18 protein-coding genes are annotated in these 22,315 nt (G+C 44.4%); 14 read left to right on the top strand and 4 right to left on the bottom strand.

The annotated features are described in order from the left end of the window. Positions 1 to 341 precede the first annotated feature (341 nt). Both B4240_RS11015 and B4240_RS11010 read left to right on the top strand, forming a co-directional pair. Positions 342 to 923: a tetratricopeptide repeat protein gene (locus B4240_RS11015; RefSeq protein ID WP_068404007.1), complete on the top strand. Its 582-nt coding sequence runs from the start codon at positions 342 to 344 to the stop codon at positions 921 to 923. 254 nt (positions 924 to 1,177) lie between these two features. Continuing rightward, on the top strand, positions 1,178 to 2,233 hold the full coding sequence (locus B4240_RS11010; protein WP_296239195.1) for a rhodanese-related sulfurtransferase: 1,056 nt from the start codon (positions 1,178 to 1,180) through the stop codon (positions 2,231 to 2,233). Positions 2,234 to 2,325: 92 nt separating this feature from the next. On the opposite strand, the gene B4240_RS11005 is transcribed toward B4240_RS11010, so the two are convergent. Both B4240_RS11005 and serA read right to left on the bottom strand, forming a co-directional pair. Beyond that, on the bottom strand, positions 2,326 to 2,859 hold the full coding sequence (locus B4240_RS11005) for a DUF488 family protein (protein WP_296239194.1): 534 nt from the start codon (positions 2,857 to 2,859) through the stop codon (positions 2,326 to 2,328). A 333-nt stretch (positions 2,860 to 3,192) separates the two neighbouring features. Next, entirely contained in the window at positions 3,193 to 4,419 is a 1,227-nt protein-coding gene (gene serA / locus B4240_RS11000; RefSeq protein WP_296239192.1) for a phosphoglycerate dehydrogenase, read from the bottom strand. 443 nt (positions 4,420 to 4,862) lie between these two features. Between serA and B4240_RS10995 the strand changes: the two genes are divergently transcribed. The 6 genes from B4240_RS10995 (at position 4,863) to B4240_RS10970 (ending at position 14,204) form a co-directional block, all read left to right on the top strand. Next, on the top strand, positions 4,863 to 6,323 hold the full coding sequence (locus B4240_RS10995) for an FAD-binding oxidoreductase (RefSeq protein WP_296239191.1): 1,461 nt from the start codon (positions 4,863 to 4,865) through the stop codon (positions 6,321 to 6,323). A gap of 706 nt (positions 6,324 to 7,029) precedes the next feature. Beyond that, the gene (locus B4240_RS10990; protein ID WP_296239190.1) at positions 7,030 to 8,667 is read left to right on the top strand and encodes a carbon-nitrogen hydrolase family protein; all 1,638 of its coding nucleotides are present in this window, start codon (positions 7,030 to 7,032) and stop codon (positions 8,665 to 8,667) included. A 151-nt stretch (positions 8,668 to 8,818) separates the two neighbouring features. Continuing rightward, the gene (locus tag B4240_RS10985) at positions 8,819 to 9,388 is read left to right on the top strand and encodes a protein disulfide oxidoreductase (protein ID WP_296239189.1); all 570 of its coding nucleotides are present in this window, start codon (positions 8,819 to 8,821) and stop codon (positions 9,386 to 9,388) included. A 430-nt stretch (positions 9,389 to 9,818) separates the two neighbouring features. Further along, entirely contained in the window at positions 9,819 to 12,677 is a 2,859-nt protein-coding gene (gene ileS / locus B4240_RS10980) for an isoleucine--tRNA ligase (protein ID WP_296239187.1), read from the top strand. Further along, the gene (gene lspA, locus B4240_RS10975; protein WP_296239186.1) at positions 12,670 to 13,290 is read left to right on the top strand and encodes a signal peptidase II; all 621 of its coding nucleotides are present in this window, start codon (positions 12,670 to 12,672) and stop codon (positions 13,288 to 13,290) included. The genes ileS and lspA overlap by 8 nt, the downstream gene beginning before the upstream one ends. Before the next feature lie 302 nt (positions 13,291 to 13,592). Next, positions 13,593 to 14,204, top strand: coding sequence for an O-acetyl-ADP-ribose deacetylase (locus tag B4240_RS10970; RefSeq protein WP_296239185.1), 612 nt, complete (start codon positions 13,593 to 13,595; stop codon positions 14,202 to 14,204). Between the two features lie 29 nt (positions 14,205 to 14,233). Here B4240_RS10970 and B4240_RS10965 read toward each other — a convergent pair whose 3' ends face one another. Next, complete coding sequence (locus tag B4240_RS10965; RefSeq protein WP_296239184.1) at positions 14,234 to 14,905, bottom strand: DUF1294 domain-containing protein; 672 nt, start codon at positions 14,903 to 14,905, stop codon at positions 14,234 to 14,236. A gap of 155 nt (positions 14,906 to 15,060) precedes the next feature. On the opposite strand from B4240_RS10965, the gene B4240_RS10960 reads away from it, so the two are divergent. Both B4240_RS10960 and B4240_RS10955 read left to right on the top strand, forming a co-directional pair. Further along, positions 15,061 to 15,558 (top strand): FKBP-type peptidyl-prolyl cis-trans isomerase, encoded by a 498-nt coding sequence (locus B4240_RS10960; RefSeq protein ID WP_296239182.1) that lies wholly within the window; start codon positions 15,061 to 15,063, stop codon positions 15,556 to 15,558. A gap of 41 nt (positions 15,559 to 15,599) precedes the next feature. Then, positions 15,600 to 16,640 carry an aldo/keto reductase gene (locus B4240_RS10955; protein ID WP_296239181.1) on the top strand — a complete coding sequence of 347 codons (1,041 nt, stop codon included), beginning with the start codon at positions 15,600 to 15,602 and terminating at the stop codon, positions 16,638 to 16,640. Positions 16,641 to 16,797: 157 nt separating this feature from the next. On the opposite strand, the gene B4240_RS10950 is transcribed toward B4240_RS10955, so the two are convergent. Beyond that, positions 16,798 to 17,598: a lysophospholipid acyltransferase family protein gene (locus tag B4240_RS10950; RefSeq protein WP_296239179.1), complete on the bottom strand. Its 801-nt coding sequence runs from the start codon at positions 17,596 to 17,598 to the stop codon at positions 16,798 to 16,800. Between the two features lie 421 nt (positions 17,599 to 18,019). Between B4240_RS10950 and hflX the strand changes: the two genes are divergently transcribed. The 4 genes from hflX (at position 18,020) to B4240_RS10930 (ending at position 22,191) form a co-directional block, all read left to right on the top strand. After that, positions 18,020 to 19,465, top strand: a complete 1,446-nt coding sequence (gene hflX / locus B4240_RS10945) for a ribosome rescue GTPase HflX (RefSeq protein WP_296239178.1) — start codon at positions 18,020 to 18,022, stop codon at positions 19,463 to 19,465. A 307-nt stretch (positions 19,466 to 19,772) separates the two neighbouring features. Next, positions 19,773 to 20,225 carry a CidA/LrgA family protein gene (locus tag B4240_RS10940; protein WP_296239176.1) on the top strand — a complete coding sequence of 151 codons (453 nt, stop codon included), beginning with the start codon at positions 19,773 to 19,775 and terminating at the stop codon, positions 20,223 to 20,225. 22 nt (positions 20,226 to 20,247) lie between these two features. After that, positions 20,248 to 20,937 carry an LrgB family protein gene (locus tag B4240_RS10935; RefSeq protein ID WP_296239174.1) on the top strand — a complete coding sequence of 230 codons (690 nt, stop codon included), beginning with the start codon at positions 20,248 to 20,250 and terminating at the stop codon, positions 20,935 to 20,937. Positions 20,938 to 21,381: 444 nt separating this feature from the next. Then, positions 21,382 to 22,191, top strand: a complete 810-nt coding sequence (locus B4240_RS10930; RefSeq protein WP_296239172.1) for a lytic transglycosylase domain-containing protein — start codon at positions 21,382 to 21,384, stop codon at positions 22,189 to 22,191. The last annotated feature ends 124 nt before the right edge of the window (positions 22,192 to 22,315 follow it).

Raw genomic sequence — 22,315 nt, 5'->3', positions numbered from 1 at the left:
TATCCTTACGCTTAAGTAACTCTATGATTTTATTGAGGTCGATGAGGTATAAGTAAGCATTAAATCGTGTAATTAGTATTTGAGTTTCGTAAGTTTGGATGTTAAGCTAGCAAAATAGTGTCAGTCGCACCCCAATTACGACCGTTTATCGGATTTTTTAACCGTTTATCGGCCCGATTTGTGGCAACGACCCACTAAATATATAAATGTTATTGCTAATAATTAGGTTAGAAGGTAGCGCAAGATTTCACCTAATTGTTATCGCCGCCTCACTGTCTTTAACGAGACAATTTTAGCGGTGCAACTTTTTTGCTTATTAACTGCCTAATTTTGGAGCTGCTATGAAACTATTAAAAGCTGCGTTGTTTACCGCCCTGTTTTCTTGTGCAGGCCTTGCCAACGCTGAGTTAATATCAAACGTGCCACTTGATACCTCACGTTTTGAGCTAATGCCTATCAGTGAGCTGTCTGCCAGCGCTGCCCAAGGTAACAATCACGCCCAGTTTTATTTAGCCAAGCGCTTGCAAAAGGGTGAAGGCGTTGCCCAAAACACCCAGCAAGCCATCCAGTGGTACACCAAAGCAGCTCAGCAAGGCGTTGCCCCTGCTCAGTTGAACCTTGCCATCATGTATTTGCGCGGAGAAGGCGTACAACCAAACCTTCAACAAGCGCGCTTATGGCTAGAAAAAGCAGCGATGCGCGGCGACAACCGTGCCAGCTATACGCTTGCCCTACTTGATGAAAAGCAAAAAAACTTGGTCGATGCTTATAAATGGTATGACTTGGCTGCTCGTGACGGTATGCTTGATGAAAAAGTCCGTAACAAAGCACGCGGTAAAATCGGTCAATTGGCATTAAACTTATCAAGTGCTGATATCGCTAGCGCGCGTAGCAAAGCCGATACTTGGTTCCAAAGTAAGTAATCTAGGCCAAATTTTTAGCTTGATATCATAAATATTAAATAAGCTCAGTATTTTACTGGGCTTTTTTGTTTTTTCATTTTTATTATCTCTCATATTTCTATGAGACGTTAAGATAATAAAAACGCCAAAACCTTTTTAAAATTTGTTAAACTACGCCCGCATTAGCCAATTCCACAATCGCGCTAGTGTTATATCTAATCTACATACTTAAACGCAATGCACTAGGTTTGCGACCTAGCCAGCAGGAGAAAAACATGAGTACCTCACAAACGACTGACGTACAAGCGTCAACCCACGCCACCGAATACGATAGCGTCACCAATAATATCGTGGTTGCAGCTTTATATAAGTTCACGCGCTTTAACGATTTTGAGCAATACCGCGAGCCAATCTTAAATACCATGCTAGAGAATGACGTCAAAGGCACGCTATTAATTGCTAGCGAAGGCATTAACGGCACGATTTCTGGTAGCCGCCAAGGTATCGATAATGTCTTAGAATACCTGCGCAGTATCGAAGCGATTGGCAACTTTACTTTTAAAGAGTCATATACCGATGCCCAGCCTTTTTACCGCACCAAGGTGAAGCTCAAAAAAGAAATCGTCACCATGGGCGTAGAAAATATCGACCCGTTACAGTCGGTCGGTCGCTACGTGAAACCTAGCGAATGGAATGCGCTAATCTCAGATCCTGAGGTTATTCTGATTGATACCCGTAACGATTATGAAGTACAAATTGGAACCTTTCAAAATGCGGTTAATCCAAAAACCGAAACCTTCCGCGAGTTTCCAGAATACGTGGCTAAAGAGCTCGATCCTGCTAAGCATAAAAAAGTTGCGATGTTCTGCACAGGTGGTATCCGCTGTGAGAAATCGACAGCATTTATGCGCGAGCAAGGCTTTGAAGAGGTCTATCATTTAGAAGGCGGAATTTTAAAGTATTTAGAAGAAATCCCAGCCAGCGAGTCTATGTGGCAGGGCGATTGCTTTGTCTTTGACAACCGTGTGTCAGTCAATCATAACTTAGAAAAAGGCAACTATGAGCAATGCTTTGCTTGCCGTATGCCGATTACTCAAAATGATATGCAAAGCGCCGCCTATGTCAAAGGCGAGTCGTGCCCGCATTGTATCGATAAAGCCAGCGAAGAGCAAAAAGCGCGTTTTCGTGAGCGCGAGCATCAAATGCAGCTAGCCAAGAAACGCGGCGAAGCGCATATTGGTAGCGATGTGATTGACGTGATTGAAAAGCGTAAAGCAGCTAAGATTGAAGCCCGTCGTCAGGCAGAAGCCGCCAATAAAGCCAAAGCTTAACGGCATTGAGATTTATTAAATAAGGCTTATTAAATAAGAATTGTCAAAAAAGAGGTCACTAGCGCCTCTTTTTTTTGTCTCTTTTAATTATATTATACTGCTGGATAAACCACTTGTCCTTGACTATTAAGCTCAGCTCCGGGTGTTGGCTTGGCAGGATCTAAGCGACCAACGCCCATAATATGCTCTACCCTATCGCCTCTCAGCAGTAAATAATCGGTAATGATGCGCCGATGGCAACGCCACCATACTGCTTCAGAACACATAAGGGTAAGACGCTGTTTTTCTCCCAGTTGAATGAGTTGGTCGAGAGCTGCCTGAAAAGTATCACTTAACGCATAATCTGCATAATTATGAAAAGCTTGCACGCGCCATAGATTATTGATGTCTTCATCGACTTGCTTTTGCTTCGGACGTCGCCCGCCAAGGTCGGGGCAGTGCTGATAACTGATGCCAAATTGACTAAGCGCTTCTGGAAAAGTATCGATATTAAAATCAGGGTTGGTACGAGAACGAGGAAAACTGCGCACATCAATGAGCAGTTCGATATTGGCTGCTTGAAGCATCTCAATCAGCTCAGCAAGGCTACGGGTCGAATGTCCAATCGTATAAAATGTGGTGGTCATGAGTTAAGCCGTTATAGAGTTGTCGCATTGTCGCGTTGAGGTTTTGAATTTTATTGTTTTTAAATTTTATTGTTGTCGTCTTATTTTGCATAGTCTGGTCTTAAATTGTTCAATGGTTTTGCTCACTCAATATTAACCAGCTTGAACTTGCTCAATCATTAGGACTTTTGTAGCACTATTATGGTCGAAGGTCGCTAACACAGAAAAATTGATCAAAGCAAAATAATCTAAACCTTTACTACTTATAGTGATACCTAACATAAAAAAATAGCAGACAACCACAAGGATCATCTGCTATCGATAGGCAAATACTTCGTTTTAAATTAGGGATATCTAAAATAAAATACGTACGCGAATGGTTTCTTCAACGTCTTTTAGCTGATCTAAAGCGGCGCGAGAATCGTTATAATCCACATCCATCACCAGGTAACCAACATCACCTTCGGTCATGAGACTCTGCGCTAAAATGTTGATATTTGCTTCAGCGAACAAACGGTTAATCTGTGACAGTACGCCTGGAACGTTTTTGTGGATATGCAGCAGACGATGCGAGCCTTCTTTAAACGGCACAGAAACTTCTGGGAAGTTGACGGCAGTCGCGGTATCACCTTGATCAGAGTAGCGAACAAACTTATCGGCGACTTCAAGACCAATATTGGCCTGCGCTTCTTGCGTAGAACCACCGATATGCGGCGTCAAGATAACGTTGTCAAATTTACGCAGTGGTGATTCAAACTCTTCGTCAGCAGATTTTGGCTCTTTTGGGAACACGTCAATCGCTGCGCCCAAGATTTTACCGGACTCAAGTGCTGCTGCCAAATCATCAATCTCAACGCAGGTACCGCGCGCCGCATTGATAAAGTAGCTGCCATCTTTCATGTGTGCAAATTGTGCCGCGCCCATCATATAGCGAGTGCTTGGCACATCAGGCACATGCAAGGTGACGATATCAGCCGTTGATAGTAGCTCTTCTAAGCTACCGACTTGCACAGCGTTACCCAGTGGCAATTTGGTCACAACATCATGATAAATGACTTTCATGCCGAAGCTTTCCGCCAATACCGACAATTGCGAGCCGATAGAGCCGTAACCGACGATACCAATCGTCTTACCACGAACTTCATGCGAGTTAGTGGCAGATTTGCCCCAGCCGCCGCGATGGACAGTGGCATTTTTTTCAGGGATACCGCGGTATAACATGATAGCTTCGGCCAATACCAGCTCAGCGACCGAGCGGGTGTTTGAATATGGCGCGTTAAAGACAGGAATACCCAAATCACGAGCGGCGTCCAAGTCGACTTGGTTGGTACCGATACAAAAGCAGCCAATACCGATAAGCTTGTGGGCGTGCTCAAGCACTTCACGTGTCAATTGCGTGCGCGAGCGAATACCGATGAAGTGAGCGTCTTTAATCTTTTCGATCAGCTCATCTTGATCTAGGGCGTGACTGATGTTTTCGATGTTATGATAACCCGCCGCTTCCAATACTTTTAACGCATTGTCGTGTAGCCCTTCAAGCAATAAAAACCGGATCTTGTCTTTTTGTAGTGATAACGCCATGTGGGAACTGTCCTATAATTGTCTTATAAAAATCATCAGTGGGATAAGTCTGATGGATGAAACGAAAAACAGTCTGGATATCTTACACAAAATTTGGCGGCGATGTTAGGAGATTAGATGAATTATTGCTTATCAAGCCTGAAAACTTTTTATGCTATAGTGAATCGCTGTACATAGCCTTAGGGTATCAACATTGTACTCAAAACTTTTATGCAAACGTTTTGCCAAAACAGCGTATCCAAACCTTATTAGAGGTTTTTTAATTATTGCTGCTACTTACTCTATAGGTAGGCGCGTGATAGCATATCTCTCTATCATTGCTCCGCGCGCTCACTTATACTTAATATTTATATAAACACAGTTATCATCGCTTAGTTATATCCATTTGGCGATATGATAATCCCTTTTATGCATAGCGCTTACGTTTATACCGAGATTTGACCATGACTTCTTTAGCCAGCCAAAGCAACTCTAACGCCCAAAACAATTCTACAGCCAATACAGACGCCGTTCAAAGCATCTTAAACACCTTGCTTGATGTACATCAGTTTGACGCCAGCCAAATCAAAACCGATAGTGAAAGCCTCGAGCATTGGGGCAAAGACTGGACCAAGCATTTCGCCCCTGCCGCTGCTGCCATCGTCTTTCCAAAGACCACCGAGCAAGTTCAAGCGATTGTCCTCCTTGCCAATGAGCACAATGTGGTTTTAACGCCAAGTGGCGGTCGTACCGGTTTGTCTGCTGGCGCCGTTGCCGCCAATGGCGAGATTGTCGTTAGCATGGATAAAATGAATCATATCGGACAATTTTATCCTGCTGACCGTATGGTTGAGATTGAAGCCGGCGTGGTCACTGAGCAGTTGCAACAATTCGCCGAATCAAAAGACCTTTACTACCCTGTCGACTTTGCTTCAGCAGGTTCCAGTCAAATTGGCGGCAATATCGGCACTAATGCCGGCGGTATTAAAGTCATTCGTTATGGCATGACCCGTCAATGGATTATGGGTTTAACGGTTGTCACGGGTAAAGGTGATATCTTGCAGCTGAACCGCGGCATGATTAAAAACGCCACCGGTTATGATTTGCGCCAATTGTTTATCGGTAGCGAAGGCACGCTTGGCCTTGTCACGCATGCACAAATCAAGCTTGAGCGTCAGCCGCAAGACTTAAACGTTATAGTGCTTGGCATGGACAGCTTTAATGATGTCATGAATGTACTCTCTGCCTTTCAAGCGCAAATCGATTTAACGGCGTTTGAGTTCTTTGATGAGGTGGCCATTGATAAACTCATGGCGCATGGTCAAGTGCAAGAGCCGTTTGAATCGCGTACCAAGTTTTATACCCTACTCGAGTTTGAAGCGCCTTATGAGCCTATCATGGATAAAGCCATGGCAATCTTTGAGCATTGCATGGAGCAAGGCTGGGTGGTTGACGGCGTGATGAGCCAAAGTCTGGCGCAAGCAGAAGAGCTTTGGAAGCTGCGCGAATATATTTCTGAAACCATCTCGGTATTTACCCCTTATAAAAACGATGTTTCGGTACTCATCAGCTACGTACCAGAGTTTATCGCGGAGATTGACCATATCGTTAGCAGCAACTACCCTGACTTTGAGGTTTGCTGGTTTGGTCATATCGGCGATGGCAATTTGCATCTCAACATTTTAAAGCCTGAAAATATGAGTAAAGACGACTTCTTTTCTGAGTGTCAGATTGTTAATAAATACGTCTTTGAAACGGTACAAAAATATGGCGGCTCGGTATCTGCAGAGCACGGCGTTGGCATGACGAAAAAGCCGTATCTAAACTATAGCCGCAGCGAAACTGAGATTGAGTATTTACGCGACATTAAAAAGGTCTTTGACCCAAATAATATTATGAATCGTGGCAAGATTTTTGATATGTGATGGATTATTTATTAAGATAATAGCTGCTCTGCCATAAAAAATGACGCTAAACATTAAATGTTAGCGTCATTTTTATATTGTTGTTTTAACTACATCGACTGGTTTTATCCTAACCGCATGGCTTATAAATATCAGCGTACCAAACTAATAGCCCACTCAAAAAATGTAGCTCGCGACCAAAACCAACTCACAAAAACTTAGCAAAACGTTACGCCGCTTGACTGTGATGGAAAGCTTGGGCTGCTATCATAACCTGCGTATTGCTAAGCCTAGCACTACTAATTGCTCGCGACAGTAAGCCAAAAACAGGCGTCCCAGCTCCGCGCCATTTAAAAATAAGCACTTGTAAATAGCCTCAGACCCCTCATTAAAACAAATGACAGCAGAGACTATGCTTAAGAAACCATGCTTAAGAGATTATGCTTAAGAAACTATACTTAAGAGACTGTGCTTAAGAAACTATGCTTATAATTTACTTATAACTTATTGTAAAAGCAAAGGACAATGATCGTAGTCAATCTTAAATAAGGTGGGACAAAACGCTGCGCTGGCGTTTACCTTTAGTCATGTTTACCTTTAGCCATTGTTTCATTGCAGACATTCATATCACAAGCTTTTACCATCTTCTTATTAGCAGAAATTTATCAGCAAATTTTATAACTAACTTTATTAACAGCCGTATATTTTAGCGACAGACAGGTACTTTATGAGCAAGATAGAAAAATTAGACGACTTTCACCTAACCATTGCCGAGATTAAGAAAAAAGATTACCCGCAACTCAAAGCCTTGATGGACCGCGTTTATGTCAATTTAGGCGGCGCATGGTCAAAGAACACCATTCATACCTTGATTGACGCCTTTCCTGAAGGGCAGATTGCCTTATTTGACCATGACCAGCTGATTGGTATGGTACTGTCCATGCGGGTTGACTATGCCAAATTTTCTAACCCGCACACCTATGATGATTTGATTGGTCACAAAGAAATCATCAAAGACAACCCTGAGGGTGACGCTATTTATGGGCTTGATGCGCTGATTGATCCCGATTATCGCGGTTATCGTTTAGGTCGCAGGCTCTATGATGCACGTAAAGAGCTGTGTCGCCAGTTAAACTTCCGCGCTATTTTGGCTGGTGGTCGTATCCCCAATTATCACAATCACCAAGATTTGACCCCTGGTGAATATATCGAAGCCGTTGAATCGCGTGAAATTCACGATCCCGCGCTGTCGTTTCAGTTATCAAATGGCTTTATCGTAAAGCGTATCTTGACCGCCTATTTGCCTGATGATGCCCAGTCAAAAGGTTTTGCGACCTTGCTTGAGTGGGCAAACATTTATTACGAGCCAAAAGAGTACAAACCCAACACCCGCAAATCTGAGGTACGCATCGGCGGTATTCAGTGGCAAATGCGTGAAGTAGAATCGCCTGAAGAGCTGTTACAGCAGGTCGAGTTTTTTGTCGATATCATGGCCGATTACAACTCTGATTTTGCTTGCTTGCCAGAGTTTTTTAATGCGCCGCTGATGGGTCTGTGTGAATCAACCGATCAAAACGTTGCCATCCGTTTCTTGGCGGATTATACCGAGTGGTTTAAAAACGAGATATCGCACTTGGCGGTCAGTTATAACGTCAACGTCATCACAGGCTCAATGCCATTATTAGACGAGGATGATACCCTCTATAACGTCAGCTATTTGTGCCGTCGCGATGGAACGGTCGAAGAGCAGCGCAAAATCCATATTACCCCGCATGAGCGTAGCGCGTGGGTGATTGAAGGCGGCGATGAGGTCAAAGTGTTTGACACCGACGCTGGTCGAATCGGTATTTTGATCTGCTACGACGTTGAGTTCCCAGAGCTTGCACGCTTAATGGCGCTTGATGACATGGATATTTTATTCGTTCCATTTTGGACAGATACACAAAACGGCTATCTGCGCGTACGCCACTGTGCGCATGCGCGGGCGATTGAAAACGAGTGTTATGTGATGATTTGCGGCTCAGTTGGTAACTTGCCGCAAGTAGAAAGCTTAGATATTCAATACGCGCAGTCGTCTATTTTCTCGCCATCAGATTTTGCCTTCCCGCACGATGCAATTATGGCAGAAACGACAGCCAATACCGAAATGGTATTTTTCTCTGATGTAAACTTAGATAAGCTCACTCACGTGCGTCACGAAGGCTCGGTACATAATCTGCTTGACCGCCGCGATGATTTATTTAGCTTAAAATGGAAGAGAAAAGCCAAAGTGCCCGCGAGTAAATTATCGGACGCCGAGCGCCGTGAAAACTCAGGCAGCGTGCTTATTGGTGATCCACTGCAAGACCGTGCCAAAAAACCTTAAGCGCTTATAGGCAGTTCGAAATAAAACCGCTACGTGAATAGCGGCGTGCGATTTTTTAAAAGTATCCTAAAGAATTTATGAATAGTACGGCTGACCATTCAGCCGTTTATTTTTATCTATTAAAAATTTGAGAGCAAGAAAAGCAGCCATTATGACGACTGATACTGATAAAAGTACTGAGAGCAATCAGACAATTGCGAAACCAAAAAAAACCACGCAGCAAAAAGTGCTGTCTGTCGTCAAAATGGTGCTTATATATGGATTGATATTTGCGGTCATTTATACGGCTGTTAATTGGTGGCGCCAGCCAATTATGCCTGCCAATCCGCAATTACAATTGACCGATTATCAAGGGCAAAGCGTTGACTTAGCAGCACTGAGCCAAGACAAACCAACGCTGGTATATTTTTGGGGCACCTGGTGTCCGGTTTGTCGGGTGACCTCGCCGACGATAGACAAGCTTGCCGCTGCAAATGATTATCCTGTCGTCACCATTGCCATTAAATCAGGCTCTAATCAAGAATTGCGTCGCTATCTTGGTGAAAATAACTACCGTTTTACCGCGGTTAATGACCAAGAAGGTGAGATATTCGCCGACTGGCAAGGACAAGTAACACCGTCTTATGTTGTTTTAAAAGATGGTGAGATGATGCAAGGCTTGACCGGTATTCAGCCGCTTTGGTCGCTTAGATTGCGTTTGTGGTTGTCAGAAATTTTTTGACAGCCAGTTAATTTTATAAAATCTAATAAATAGGCAATCAAACATGCCAGACCTATGATTTAATAGGCGACGTATTGCTGATATAAACGATGGGTTATGGTCAAAAATAGGACGATACTGGTCAGCTCTTTTTACCCTACCCATTTTGTCATATAATAGCTGCCGTTATCTTCGCCACTATTCTAATTACTCTGCTGTCTGTTAAAGATATTTTGGGTTGCAATCGTCTCATTAGTATTTATTATTGACGTAACCATTTATAAGTGAGTTAAATGAGTTATAAGCAGCCTATTTTGTGCCATGTGTTCTAAGCCAATTTTTCTAAGTAAAAACTAGTATCGATTATCCAATATTTGACCCCATATTATATTTAATGTTAAGCCTAAATCTTAAACGCAACTTCTAACCCCCATTTAATAAGACACCTTCTATGACTGATAAAAGCACCGATACGCCAAGCCACGATTATAAAGACACTCTTAACCTTGCCGATACGCCATTTGCGATGCGTGCAAACCTTGCCAAACGTGAGCCAGATTGGCTGGCGGCTTGGGAAGCGGACGACGTGTACGGCAAAATTCGGCAGGCGCGTGCGGGCGCGACCAAATATATTTTGCACGACGGCCCTCCATACGCCAACGGGCAGATTCATTTGGGTCACGCGGTCAATAAAGTGTTGAAAGACATTATTGTGAAGTCAAAAACCTTGTCAGGCTTTGATGCGCCCTATGTGCCAGGCTGGGACTGTCATGGTCTGCCTATCGAGCAAAAGGTCGAAGCCAAAGTTGGTAAAGTTGGGCAAAAAGTCTCGGCAACTGAATTTCGTGGCCTGTGCCGCGAATATGCAAGTACCCAGATTGAGCTACAAAAGGCTGACTTTAAACGTCTGGGCGTGTTTGGTGATTGGGACAACCCTTATCTCACCATGAATTTTCATCAGGAAGCCAACATCGTACGCGCGCTTGCCAAGATTTATGACAACGGCCATGTGACCCGCGGTATGAAGCCTGTGAACTGGTGCTTGGACTGTAGCTCTGCGCTAGCTGAAGCCGAAGTTGAATACCAAGATAAAGTTTCAGACGCCATTTATGTGAGCTTTGATATTTTAGACACCGACAAGGTTGCAGCATTAAATAACATCGAAGGTAATATCGCTGCTGTTATCTGGACGACGACGCCTTGGACCTTGCCTGCGAACCAAGCCATCTCGGTACATCCTGAGCATGATTATAGTGTGGTGGCAACTGCTAAAGGTAATTTCTTATTAGCCACGGACTTGGTTGAAAGCGCATTAAGCGAGTTTAAATTGAGTAATGATGGCATCCTAGCTACCGTTTCAGGATGCGAACTTGAAGGTTTGCGTGTCCAGCATCCATTGATTAACGATCGTCAAGTGCCGCTTATCCTAGGTGAGCACGTGACCACTGATAGCGGTACGGGCCTCGTCCATACGGCGCCCGGTCACGGTCTTGATGATTATATCGTTGGTCTTAAATATAATCTGCCCGTTGAAAACCCCGTCAGTGGCACGGGCGTTTATTTGGACAGCGCGGCGGTATTTGCCGGTGAGCACATTTATAAAGCCAATCCACAAATCATTGCTGCCTTGCATGATAACAGCCATTTAATCAGCCATACCAAAATTGAGCACAGCTATCCGCATTGCTGGCGTCATAAGTCGCCGATTATTTTCCGCGCCACGCCGCAGTGGTTTATCAATATGGAAGTCAAGGGCTTACGGGAGCGTGCGCTTGCCGATATTCCTTCGGTTAATTGGACGCCTGCTTGGGGGCAAAACCGTATTGAAGCCATGATGACAGGTCGCCCCGATTGGTGTATCTCACGCCAGCGTACATGGGGCGTGCCAATTACCTTTTTCACTCATAAAGAAACCGGCGAGCTGCATCCAAACACGCTAGAATTAATGGAAGTGGCAGCGCAAAAAATCGCTGCAGGCGGCGTTGAAGCTTGGTTTGATGCCAGCTGTGAAGACTTTTTAGGGGCAGAAGCTGCTGATTATGATAAAGCGACCGATACCTTAGACGTTTGGTTTGACTCAGGAACGACGCATTTTACCGTTCTTGAGCAGCGCGATGAATTGACCAATCCCGCTGATATGTATTTAGAAGGCTCGGATCAACACCGCGGTTGGTTCCAGACTTCTCTGCTAACGTCAGAGGCAATGTACGAGCGCCCACCGTTTAAGCAAGTATTAACCCATGGTTTTGTGGTTGATGAAAACGGTCGCAAGATGAGTAAGTCACTTGGCAATATCATCACGCCGCAGGACGAGATTAATAAAACCGGCGCGGACATGCTGCGTCTGTGGATTGCCTCAAGCGATTATCGCTACGAGATGAGCGCGGGTAAAACGGTGTTTAAAGGCGCCATCGATATGTACCGCCGTATTCGTAACACCTTACGCTTCTTACTTGCTAATACCGATGACTTTGATCCAGCAACCAACAGCGTGGACATTAATGAGCTGGTTAGCCTTGATAAATTTATCATTGAACGCGCCCAAAGCGTACAAGCGCAAATCATCAGCGCTTATGATGCGATGGACTTTCACCAAGTCACCCAGCATGTTACCGCGTTTTGCTCGCAGGACTTGGGCAGTTTTTATTTAGATATTATTAAAGACCGTCAGTACACCACCCAAACTGATGGACAGCCGCGCCGCTCAGCGCAAACGGCGATTTATCATATCGCTCATGCGCTGATTCGCTGGATTACGCCGATTTTATCATTCACCGCGCAAGAAGCGTGGGAAGTATTGGAAGGTAAAAACGGCAAGGATGCAGGCTACGTGTTTACCCAAGAGTGGTATGAATTCCCAGCGTTTGAGCTTAGCGCCATCACCAGCGACGACTGGCAACGTATCATGCAAGCAAAAGATAGCGTCAATAAGCATATCGAAACCGCGCGCGGTGAAAAAATCATCAATGCTAACTTGTCTGCAGGCGTTGATTTATATGCCGATGGCGCGATGTATGACAGCTTAGCGAAACTTGGCGAAGAGCTGCGTTTTGTTTTAATTACCAGCAGCGCGACATTACAGCCGATGAGTAAAGCACCTACTGATAAAGCCAATGTAAAAGCGCAAACTGACAATAGTGCGGATGAATCAGGTGAGTTAGTCGTTGATGTCAGTGCGGCGACTGGCACCAAATGCGTACGCTGCTGGCATATCCGTGATGATATCGGTACAGATGCGGCGCATCCTGAATTATGCGCACGCTGCGTGACCAACGTCAGCGGCGATGGCGAGGTGCGCCATTATGCCTAACTCACCTGAAAATAAGCAGTCGCAGGTTGAGGTCGATCATTCGCCCAAACCTGCGCACGCGACCACGGGTAGCTCAACCACGCCTAAAGGTCGTCTGAGTAAGACACCAAAAATGGTGACTAATGGCAGCCACGCCTTTATGTGGTACTTGCTGTCGCTTGCTGTGCTTATTATTGATCAGTGGACGAAATGGTTGGCGCAAACCAAGCTAAATTTCCTTGAGCCTGTGTCCGTCATTGAGCCTGTTTTAAATTGGACGCTTGCTTATAACTATGGCGCGGCGTTTAGTTTTTTGGCAGACCAGGCGGGTTGGCAAAAATGGTTTTTTGCGGGATTGGCGCTCGTAATGTCGCTATTTTTAATCGGCTATCTGGTCAAAGCGCCGCGTAAAGCCAAGCTATTATCCTTTGGCTTAGCTCTGGTGCTTGGCGGTGCTCTTGGTAACCTGATTGACCGCTTGTTACATGGTCACGTGATTGACTTTATTCATGTACATTATGCCGACGTTTGGCATTATCCCATTTTTAACATTGCCGATATTGCTATTTGTATTGGCGTGGCGCTGATTGTGATTGATATGCTGTTTTTAGAAAAGAAGCGCACGTTTAAATAATACTTACAGAATGACTTTGCAAATAGGCTACCAAATGGATAGCCTATTTTTTTGCGTCTTTATTAAGAGTTAACATATAGTGGAGCCACTTTAAAACAGTTACAGTGAGACTGGGATAAATTTTTCGTAGCCTCTGTGATAGCAGCAAGCAAGAAAAATTTATCCCAGTCGCGCACAACTATTAACGTATCGATTTTATCTTGAACTGATTATACTAAAGCTTAGCGATAACGTAAGCCACATAGTTGATTTACCTTAAAAGCGCTAAAGTATCATTGGTTCAATATAAAAAGGGTGCTGCTATGTCTCATAATCAAAGGTCTAATAATCAAATAAAACCTATTGCTCAAAAGCAAATTTCTGCTGCTAATGATAACAATAAGCACGTTGTTACTTTGTCAGTACTACAAGCCGATATCACCACGTTAAATGTCGATGCCATTGTCAATGCTGCCAACTCAAGCTTACTTGGTGGTGGCGGCGTTGATGGTGCGATTCATCGAGCGGCGGGACCTGAGTTACTTGAGTACTGCCGTACACTAAACGGTTGCCAAACAGGCGATGCTAAAATCAGTCCAGCATTTAAGCTACCCTGCCAGCACGTCATTCATACGGTCGGTCCTGTTTGGCATGGTGGCAATCGTCATGAGCCAGAGCTACTCGCCAGCTGTTATAAAAAATCACTGGATTTAGCGGTTCAACATAGTATAAGTAGCATTGCTTTTCCGTCCATTAGCACAGGGGTTTATGGTTATCCAATCGAAAAAGCGGCGCAAATTGCTATCAATACGGTGCAAGATTATCTACAAAACAGTTTAGAGCAAACGGCTGAGCTCTCAATTCATGAAGTCATTTTTTGCTGTTTTTCGGCTGCCGATGCGGCGATTTATAAGCGCATGTTAGAGCAGAATTAAGAACAGGAGAAAAGAGGAACAAAGCGTGCTTATAATAATCCTTTTAATCCAGTTAACCCATCCCCTACCATAATAAATAACAACCCTGCTAAATTAATAATAACGGTTAAATAATAGGTAATACGAAATTCAGGCTTTTGTGATTTATGCCGCAAATAGGTCTGTGCGACCATTGCACCGACCCAACCACCCAGCGCGCTTAACAGATGCAAGGTTGATTCAGGCGTGCGCCAGTCGCCATTTTGAGCAGCGGCTTTGTCTTTAGCATACATACTGTAGGTGATGACGCCTAATAGCGCATACCAAGCAACCACTAACCAGCTTAGCTTGTCGGTTAGCGCCAATAAAATTAAAACGCCATAAAAGCCAATGCCAAGAAATAAACGTTTCTTTTGGCCTGCTTCAAATTCTGCTTGGGCGCTGCGTTTATGATTGCGCCGCCGTATTTGGCTGTTTTTTTGCGCCATTTTTTGTTGCACAAAGCTGAGTTCTTGCACCTCTCTTGCTTGCAAGCGCCCCTGATTGTCTTTCGCCACGGTAAAAACCACGTGCTCGCCAACTTCAGGACGGCGCTGGGCTTTAAACGCGCTGACATGAAAAAATACCGACTCGCCCGCAGCAGTTTCAATAAAACCAAAACCTTTATCGTTCTGCCATTTTTTAATGTGACCTTGCTGTTTATGTGCCATCGGTTTTGCCATAAATAATGCGCTCTCTCTTAGATTCGTCAAATATATTACACTATTTGCGTTACACTATTTAGGCTTACAACCTATCCCAGATGACTTATCATTTCTGACATTATTTTTAACCATATTTATAATTACTTTATAACTCGCAATAGGTGGCTTTTACCATGACCGACTCCCAATTTATCACTCCCAATGAAGACACACGTATCACTCACGGCAGCCTTGTGAAGCTGCATTTTGAAGTATCGCTAGAAAACGGTACCGTGATTGATTCAACCTTTAACCGCGACGAACCAGTGACGCTGACCGTTGGCGATGAGAGCTTTTTACCGGGTTTTGAGCAAGTACTGATGAATCTACGCGCTGGCGATACGCGCACGGCTCACCTTGAGCCTGAGCAAGCGTTTGGCGAGTGGAACCCTGATAACATTCAGCATTTTAGCCGAACCCAATTTGCCTTGGTCGCTGACAATCCTGAAATCGGTATGTTGGTCGAGTTTGAAGACAAAGGCAAAAACACCTTACCCGGTACCATTAGCGCCATTGATGACGACGAAGTAGAAGTCGATTTTAACCATCCGCTTGCCGGTCAACCCGTGCTATTTAAAGTGCAGATATTTCAAGTCACCCCGCCGGGCGTCGCGGGAATCAAGATTATTTAGGATAAAAATAACTCTATATTAAAATAAAAAAGGATAAACAGATGCAATATCAAACACTGCCGCAGCTCAATGAAAAAGTCTCAAAAATTTGCTTAGGGACGATGACGTGGGGACAGCAAAATAGCGAAAGCGATGCCCATGCACAGATGGATTTGGCGCTTAGCAACGGGGTGAACTTTTGGGATACCGCTGAGATGTATCCGTCGCCGCCTGACAAAGACAAGCAAGGTGACACCGAACGCTTTATGGGCACGTGGTTTCATAAGACCAAACAGCGCGACAAGGTCATTCTTGCCAGCAAAATGTCGCCGATGGATTTTTTACGCGATGGGCAGACGCGTTATACCGCTGAGCACATCAGCAGCGCTATCGATGGCAATCTTGAGCGTTTGCAGACTGATTATATCGATATTTATCAGCTGCATTGGCCTGAGCGGCAAGCGAACTTTTTTAGTCAGCGTGGTTATAGCGAAGAGATGGCAGCGCAGTCGCTTGAGGATTTAACGCCGTTTTTAGAAACCATCCAAGCACTAAATGACGAGATTAAAAAAGGCCGTATTCGTGCTTATGGACTATCAAATGAAACCGCTTGGGGCCTGATGCGCTATCTGTGGGAAGCAGATAAAAATGGCTTAATTGCCCCTATCACGGTGCAAAATCCTTATAGTTTGCTCAACCGCTTATATGAAGTTGGCATGGCAGAGATTGCCCATCGTGAAAATATCGGTTTACTGGCCTACTCGCCGCTTGGCTTTGGCGTTTTGTCTGGTAAATACCTTGACGGCAAACGTCCTGCGGGCGCGCGCCTGACGATGTATGACCGCTTTGCCCGTTATACTAATGAAGAAGCAAAAGCCGCCACCGCTCAATACGCCAAAATTGCTGCCGATGCGGGTTTGGATATGGCACAAATGGCACTGGCCTTTGTCAATTCGCGCTCGTTTGTGACCAGTAATATCATTGGCGCAACCACCACTGAGCAGCTACAATCGAACATTGATAGCATTAACTTAACCTTAAGCGCTGATGTCCTAGAAGCGATTGAGGCGGTACATACCCAGCATCCCAATCCGTCGCCATAACTTTACGGCGTGACAGATGTTTTTCAGATTTAATATACTGAACTGCCAGTATTTGATAACAATAAAAAAGGCGCAAATCGTTAGTATGACTACTAAGATTTGCGCCTTTTTTATTGAGCTTTTTATGGTTGTTAATTTGAAACCGTTTTATGCCTACTTATGCTTTAGCTGCTTTTGTTAAAACCCGCGAATGCAGTTCAGCCAAGCCTTCTTGCATATGCGCTTGTAACAAATCGGTCAGCTGACTTTTGCTCAAGCCTTTAGGATCTATCGGCTCAAGCGGTAAGACAAAAGCCGTCACGTCTTTGCTATCAAGCACCTTTTTTAGGCTATCTTTCATCGTCATTTTGCCATAGTAAGGTAGCGCTTCACTTAAAGTGCCGTCTTTATTGACATAAGCAATCACTAGCGGGCGTATCGGTACATCAGCATCTATCGCCGCTTGCAGCAAAGTTCCGTGGATACGTTTGATTTTTTTGCCATCGGTGGTGGTCGCTTCTGGGAAAAAGATAACCGAAAAGCCTTTGGTTAAAAAATTGGCAATTTGCGTTGCGACCGTGCCAGCATCACCGGAACCGCGCTCGATAAATACCGTACCTGCCGCATGAGCAAGCTTACCAAAGACTGGCCAGTCGCCGATTTCAGCTTTTGATAAGAAAAAGGCTGGGCTCAGCGTCCCCACTACCGGAATATCCATCCACGACACATGGTTAGAAACCCACAGACCGTGGTGCTGCTCGACCCGCTCGACCGCCACCACCTGTACGCCAAACGAGCCGGCCATTTTGCGGCAAAAGGCTTGAATATAGCGTGGCAATTTTTCGCGCGGTGGCTGTTTAAATGCGCCAATACGCTGGGCGGCGCGCAGTCCGCCAGCGATGGTGGTGGTCATGCCAGCGATTTGTTTACCGCGGCCTAACTGCTGTTTGAGTGAAAAGCCTGACTTAGATTGGCTCATCTTTGTCCCTCGTGGTTAAAAACTTATGGGTTAAAAAATTCTTTATTAAAAGCTTAGTGTTTTAAAAACTTAATGATTTAAAAGCTTAGTGGTGAAAAAATCATTGGTCAAAGAGAGTGCTGCTTAAAAAACGTATGATTATATCTCGTAAACAAGCGCCATGAGTATAACAAAATTTATTTAGTCAGTGACGACTTGTGCACTGAATTATGAGTGGCTTTTGTTAATAAAGTCAGCTCGAAATCTTTACCGCTAAATGTTATTTACCAATAAACGCTGTAACATAAAGACATGGCTAATTTCTTTCATACGCTTTAATATCAAGTGATAAGACCACATATAGAAGGTTATATAAAGCTATATCAACGGACATTAACCCGATAATAGCGATTTATCTACTTTAATAAATAGGTGATACTCTTTGGAATATTTTGAAAGACACGAAGGTGGCGAGCGCGCCATTATCGTCCATTTAGACATCCGCCAAATTCAAGATCCCGATGATCTAAATGAATTTGAGCTACTTGCAGACTCAGCAGGCGCTAACCGCTTGGCACTGGTTACAGGCTCGCGTGCGCGTCCTGATGCTAAGTATTTCGTTGGTAGTGGCAAAGCTGAGGAAATAGCAGAATTGGTGCGCGAATACGACGCTGATATCGTCCTTTTCAATCACAATTTATCGCCATCGCAAGAGCGTAATATCGAAGCTTTGGTACAATGCCGCGTGCTTGACCGTACGGGCTTAATTTTGGATATTTTTGCCCAGCGCGCCCGTACTTACGAAGGTAAGCTACAGGTTGAGCTTGCGCAGCTAAACCACTTGTCAACGCGATTGGTGCGAGGTTGGACGCATTTGGAGCGCCAAAAAGGCGGTATCGGTCTGCGTGGACCCGGTGAAACTCAGCTGGAAACGGATCGCCGCTTATTACAAGTGCGTGTGACTCAGCTGAAAAACAAACTGGAGAAAGTACGCCAAACCCGCGCCCAAGGTCGAGCACGTCGGCAAAAATCAGACGTCCCGACCATCTCACTGGTCGGTTATACCAACGCTGGTAAGTCTACCCTATTTAATCGCTTGGTCGATGAAAATATTTACGCGGCTGACCAGTTATTTGCTACGCTCGACCCGACACTGCGCCGCCTTGATTGGCAAGGGGTTGGTCGCGTGGTGTTGGTCGATACCGTTGGTTTCGTCCGTCATTTGCCGCATGAATTGGTTGAGTCGTTTCATGCAACCCTAGAAGAGACGTTAGAAGCAGATTTATTGCTACACGTTATCGACTCTTCCAGTGAAGACATGCACGAACAGATTCAAGCGGTCAAAAACGTTTTGGCAGAGATTGATAACGATGTGCCTGTGCTCAATGTTTATAATAAGATAGACTTGACCGATGAGCCTGTGCACATTGGCTATGCGAGTGAAGGACAGCCAAACCGCGTTTATGTTTCTTCACGTGAAAACTTAGGCATGGAAGAGCTAACACTTGCCGTCCAGCAGCTATTAACGGGCACTTTGACCACCTTTAATTTAACCCTACCTTATAATGCGGGGCAATTTAAAAATACCCTGTACGAGCTTGGCGTGATTTTAGAAGAAAGCTATGATGATAATGGTCATGAATGCTTAACCATTCGCCTGCCAAGTGACAGACTCAAGCAGCTACTGGGTCAAGCCAATCTAAAGCCATTAGATGTGTTGCCGTTGGCACAAGCAACGTTGCTAATGCCGATTCTTGAACCGTTTGAACAGAGCGACGAAGAGGAGAGTATTGATGAAGCCGCTTCTTTAACGCCAGAGGAAGAAAATGCTTTTGCTGAGTTTGAAGCAATAAATTCTGCGACAGAAGCATCTGATTCGCAGAGTTAAATAAAATTGCTCTTAACCATTTACACTCAACCATTTCAGAACAGGACGCTATCAAATGATGGCGTCCTTTTTATATGGCCTACGCTTAGCATTTTTAGGTGTAATGGACATTTTTATATAAACCATTTAAAAAATACACCGTATTCTTTTCGCATCCGCAGTCCATAGCTAGACTTTATTAGTTTGCCTACTCTCTATATAATCAGCCTCTATGCTTGCGTTAAAATGCATCCGTTACAACATCTTCGTTAAAGTGCGTCTCTTTTTATATCTGATCGTTTTATATCTGACTTGGCTAGGTTTTCTTATGAGGTCTACTTCTACCTCCAACACACCCTTATGGATGGCGCTCATATTAACGCTGATAATGGTCGTGGTGGTTCGTGAGTCCGCAGTCGTTGTTTGCCAATGGGCGGGAATCGAAAAAGCGGCCAACATCGTCGGCCTCTTAACGATGTTTGTTATTTTGATGGTTTGGCGAGTTATAAAAGGGCTGCCCCACTGGCTAACCCAAGCAAGCAATACGTTACTGGTCGATAGTGGTTTTGCCTTTTTGCCCGTTTCTGCTGGAGCAGGTTTATTGCTATTTGCGTTAGGTGATGAGTTTTGGGGTGTGATGCTAACTATGATTATCAGTACACTTATCCCGCTTTGGGGCCTGGCCATCCTAGCCAATCGCTCCTTAAGTAACGGCAATGAGACAAATAACATCGTTACCGACAATGTAAAAAAGAACAATAAGCAAAGGGAACAGCATTAAGCTGTAGAAACAAGGCAACGTTATGAGTTTTAATAGTGTGTTTACAGCGACCCTTGCTGCGATATTATTGACCTTGGCCGCTCACGTTATCGCCCGCATTCTTGCGCGCAAGCTGTCGTGGTTGCCGATGGTCATCACCGCTTTGGTCTTAGTACTGCTGTTTTTGTTTATATTGCAGTGGGATTACAACCATTATTACAGCGTAGCAAAACCTGTGTTTGACCACTTGCTAGGCTATGTGACGGTATTGCTGGCGGTGCCATTGGCCGCGATGAACTTTAAAGGTTTGCCAGTTAAAAAGCTGACCATGATTGTGGCGTTGGCAAGCGTGGTTGGTGCTTTGCTACCCATGTCATTGGCCTATTTATTTTCCCTTAGTCACGAGACCATTTTGGCATTTGCCACCCGTTCAGTAACCACGCCGATTGGTCTTAGCGTGGCAGGTTTGATTAAAGCGCCGCTGGCCTTAGCAAACTTAATCATTATTGTTTCAGGCCTGATTGGCGGTACCTTAGCACGTTTTTTATTTCGCGGTATTGATGATGACCGCGCCAAAGGCCTCGCGCTTGGCCTTGCGGCGCATGCGTTTGGCACCGTAGAAGCGTGGCAAATGAGCCATACTGCTGGACGCTATGCCGCCTTTGGTTTAGCCGTCAACGGTTTGGTCACCGCCGTCTGGGTACCCATTTTTATTAGTGCTTTATCGGCATAAAATGATTTAAGTTAATTGTACACACCTTAAAGCCTATCTCCTTGATGGGCTTTATTTTTCTCCTAAATCCATTTCATTTGTTAGAATTTCTAACAGCCGCTCTTACTTAATTTTACCTCAAAGATAAAGGTAAAAACCTTGCTGTTATAAGCTGCTCAATAACTCTGGCTCTATTACCATATTGATTTTGTTCAGCTTTTTTACAAAATAAAAGGGCTTTTTCGGGCGCGTGCACGCATTCAGATATGGCAAAAACTTATTTTGTGTTATAGTAAGCAACTATTATTTTTTGTAGCTTTTGCAAGTGGTTTTGTTAGACGTGTATGGGTAGCGCCACATTGGCTCGCTATAAAATCCTACAGACGCGATAACCGCTTTGACGCGCGGCCTCATGCGCTTATCAGCAAAGCAATTTGCTCTTACTCGATAAAAAGTGATAACCCTATGATAAATATTGCTCCTTTACTGACGCGCTACTTGTCACCCATTTTACTCTCTGCCGTTGCTTTAACTAGCCTACCTATCGCCGCTCAAGCGGGAAACATGTATATCTACAAAGATAAAAGCGGACAAGTACTGCTCACCAACGTCAATCCTAGCGGTAATTTTGATAAATTTAATAAAAAAGTAAAAACTACCTACTATAAAGATTCAAGCGCCTACAATGCTGGTAGCAATTATAGCTATGATTACGGTAGCAGTGCGGCAAGTAGTAGCGGCAGTCGTAATTCTTATGACAGTTATATCCGTGCCTCAGCCGCCCGTCATGGTGTCGATCCAGCGCTGATGAAAGCCATGATGCACACAGAATCGGCGTTTAATCCTAATGCGCGCTCACCTGTTGGTGCCCAAGGTTTGATGCAGCTGATGCCAGCAACGGCGCGCCGCTTTGATGTCAGTAATCCGTGGAATCCTGCTGATAATATCGAAGGCTCTGCCAAATACATTGCTTGGCTGATGCGCCGCTTTAATAACAATGTTGAGTTTGCGGTAGCGGGTTATAACGCGGGCGAAGGTAACGTTGATAAATACAACGGCATCCCGCCGTTTAAAGAAACGCGCAATTACGTCAAAAACGTCATGAGTCGCTATCACAGCTTATATAAAAATGATGCAGCTCTATTGGGTAATAGCATGAACGCCAATAATTCTAGTGGCACTACGAATGGTGGTCTGCAAAACGTCAGTTATGGCACCAGTAATAATAGCAACAGTGCCAGCTATGCTAACTCCGCTTATTTAGCCCTACGCTAATACCTGCGTTTGACTTCAAAATAAATAGCTCATCTTTTAAATTTTTAAAATGCACAGACATAAAAAAGCCCGTTAAATGAATAACGGGCTTTTTAATATCTATACTATGTGCTTTATATGATTT

It is taken from the genome of Psychrobacter sp. UBA5136, assembly GCF_002414005.1.
Classification (GTDB): domain Bacteria; phylum Pseudomonadota; class Gammaproteobacteria; order Pseudomonadales; family Moraxellaceae; genus Psychrobacter.
The sequence above is the reverse complement of the archived record's forward strand: the minus strand, read 5'-3'. Positions and strand labels throughout refer to the sequence as shown.